This is a genomic window from Vibrio sp. 10N.222.47.A9 (assembly GCF_963872585.1).
GTDB lineage: Bacteria > Pseudomonadota > Gammaproteobacteria > Enterobacterales > Vibrionaceae > Vibrio > Vibrio splendidus.
Window position 1 is genome coordinate 1 of sequence record NZ_CAWNBB010000072.1, and the last position, 3,075, is coordinate 3,075.

The window sequence follows — 3,075 nt, forward strand, 5'->3', positions numbered from 1 at the left end:
TGAATTACGCAACAAAGCCCCAGCAGTCACATGAATTGAATGATACATAGCAAAAACCTATTAACTTTCTTAGCACTTTGAGAAAGGTGTCTAACCTGTGCCTTTTGTCCGATATAAAACATTGTTCTACGTTTCAGCTCGATCTATACTGTTTTTATATACAGTTATTTTAGGCTTTATTATGTCTAGCCGCAATTTAAAAGATGGCTCTACCAAACCTTGGATCTGTGAATGTTATCCGAACGGACGATCGGGAAAGCGTGTTCGTAAAAAGTTCGCGACTAAGGGGGAAGCCAAGGCTTTTGAGCTTCACACAATGAAAGAGATTGACGATAAGCCCTGGATGGGTGACAAGCCGGATCACCGCAGGCTTTCTCAACTTATTGAGCTTTGGTACTCACACTATGGTGTAACCCTTACCAAAGGTAATGTCATTCATAGTAAGTTTCTAAGAATGGCTAACGCGATGGGTAACCCTGTAGCGACCGTTTTCGTTGCTAAAACATACTCTGAATTCAGAAGTAACAGAATGAGTGGAAAAATTAGCTTTGTTGATGCGCGCTGGCAAAAAGGGGCACCTAGTATCGCAACGCTAAATTCAGAACTCGCGCGCTTCAAGGCTATGTTTGCTAAATTGAAAGAAATTGGAGAATGGAAAGGACCGAACCCTTTGGAAGAAGTGAAGCCATTTAAAGATCACGAACGCACTATGTCTTTTCTTCATAAAGAGCACATTACTTTGTTACTTGAGCATGTGTCTAAACACAGCCGAACAGATATGCAGAAAATAGTGAAGCTATGCCTAGCCACTGGAGCTCGCTGGAATGAAGCTGCTCAGCTGAAAGGCGCTCAGTTAAGCAAATATAAGGTTACGTTCACCAACACCAAGACTAAGAAGAATCGCTCTGTACCCATCTCTGAAGGGCTTTACAACGAGATATACAAACCAACATCAGGAAAGCTATTTGAAGAGTGCTATACGCCTTTCTGCTACATATTAAAGAATAAACTGGGCATCATCCTGCCCTCAGGGCAAGCTTCTCATGTTTTGCGTCATTCGTTCGCAAGTCACTTTATGATGAATGGCGGCAATATTTTAGTGCTAAGGGACATTCTAGGCCACGCAGATATCAGCATGACAATGCGCTATGCCCACTTCGCACCTGATCACCTATCTGAAGCAATTATCCATAACCCTCTTTCTAACCTGTAACCTGTCGCCACAAAATTTTTTGCTCGGCTGTCGCCACTTTGTCGCCACTTGCCAAATTTCAGGTAAAAAAAGAGCCACTCTAAAGTGGCTCAATTCTTAAAATTTTAAACAAGCGTTTTAAACGTTACTCGCGACCGAATACGTTATTCTCTTGCTCTTGTACACGGATGAAAGTCGTACGCTTAGTTAGCTCTTTAAGCTTTGCTGCGCCTACGTATGTACAAGTTGAACGTACACCACCAAGGATGTCAGAAATCGTGTAATGAACAGAACCACGGTATGGAAGTAAAACAGTTTTACCTTCCGCAGCACGGTACTTAGCAACACCACCTGAGTGCTTGTCCATAGCCGACTGAGATGACATTCCATAAAATTTCATGAATTGCTTACCGTCTTGCTCTACAACTTCGCCGCCTGACTCAGAGTGACCTGCTAGCATGCCGCCTAGCATTACGAAGTCAGCACCGCCGCCGAACGCTTTAGATACGTCACCCGCACATGAACAGCCACCGTCACCGATGATCATGCCGCCAAGGCCGTGTGCTGCGTCGCCACACTCGATGATTGCAGAAAGTTGAGGGTAACCTACGCCTGTTTTAACACGTGTAGTACAAACAGAACCAGGGCCGATACCAACCTTAACAATGTCTGCGCCAGCTAGAATTAGCTCTTCAACCATGTCACCCGTTACAACGTTACCCGCAGAGATAACTTTAGTCGGGAATTCAGCACGTACTTTCTGTACGAACTCAACAAGGTGCTCTGAGTAACCGTTAGCGATGTCAATACAGATAAATACAAACTCTTCGCTAAGAGCCATGATCTTCTTAACTTTCTCGAACTCAGCTTCAGATGTACCTGTTGATACAAATACGTTGTTCAGTGTTTTCTTGTCTGCTGTTTTAGCGAACTCAGCCCACTGCTCTACTGTGTAGTGCTTGTGTACTGCAGTCATAACACCGTGCTCTGCTAGAGCAGCTGCCATTTCAAAGCTTGCTACCGAATCCATGTTCGCTGCAATTACTGGAGTACCAGACCATTGACGACCGCTATGCTTGAATGTAAAATCGCGGGTTAATTCAACTTGAGAACGGCTTTTAAGGGTAGAACGCTTCGGACGGAAGAGTACATCTTTGAAACCTAACTTAAGTTCTTGTTCGATACGCATGGTGTTTTCCTTGATTCATAAAATTATGTGTCTCTCGCGAAATGCGTAGTAAAACCGTTGGCAGACGGGTTTACTTTTCTTCGGACACAAAAAAACCGGAGCGTTGGCAGACGCTCCGGTTTTCAGCATTATAGGTCGTGATTTAGTAACAGCAAGTATGATATTTCACTTTTTTTTATGCTATCCTCTCAAAGATTCCATATCCGCTAAAACTTCCTCAGTTACACTTTCCAACTAAATTCTTATTAATTAATAACTTAGCGAACCATTCGCGCAAACGCTGTTGGTTTATTGCGCAATCGTTTTCCTTCATATTTCACGTAATATCGCCCTCATAATGCAAATATGTGAAGAAAGTGCCTCGAAATCACATAAAAACCACACTTTTCTCCAACAAAAAAATGCCTTTTTTCTTAAATAAATTCGATTTTTTTCCAATTTTTATCTGTTTTTGACCAAATAGGGCAATCTCGTGACGTTTCTGTTTTGCGGTCACTTGGAAAAGTAGAGTGATAACGACTCAATCTAGAGACCAATATTCACTTGGGTTTGAGAGTCGAGCCCTCGCACTCCATTAAATGATACTTCCAAGCTCGGACTTTATAAATCCAACCTCTATTCACCCATAGCATTACCGTTCCAAAAGCACGTTTCGTGGCTTCTCGGTTGTTCATGTAATACCAATTCCATTAAA

General features: G+C 42.7%; 2 protein-coding genes. One reads left to right on the forward strand and one right to left on the reverse strand.

Going from position 1 to position 3,075, the window contains the following annotated elements; translation table 11 throughout:
- The first annotated feature begins 181 nt into the window (after window positions 1-181).
- Window positions 182-1,213 carry a phage integrase gene (locus AACT19_RS22400; protein WP_076648849.1) on the forward strand — a complete coding sequence of 344 codons (1,032 nt, stop codon included), beginning with the start codon at window positions 182-184 and terminating at the stop codon, window positions 1,211-1,213.
- A 124-nt stretch (window positions 1,214-1,337) separates the two neighbouring features.
- Here the strand turns inward: AACT19_RS22400 and AACT19_RS22405 are convergent, their stop codons facing one another.
- Window positions 1,338-2,381, reverse strand: a complete 1,044-nt coding sequence (locus AACT19_RS22405) for a GMP reductase (RefSeq protein WP_076648851.1) — start codon at window positions 2,379-2,381, stop codon at window positions 1,338-1,340.
- Between the last annotated feature and the right edge of the window lie 694 nt (window positions 2,382-3,075).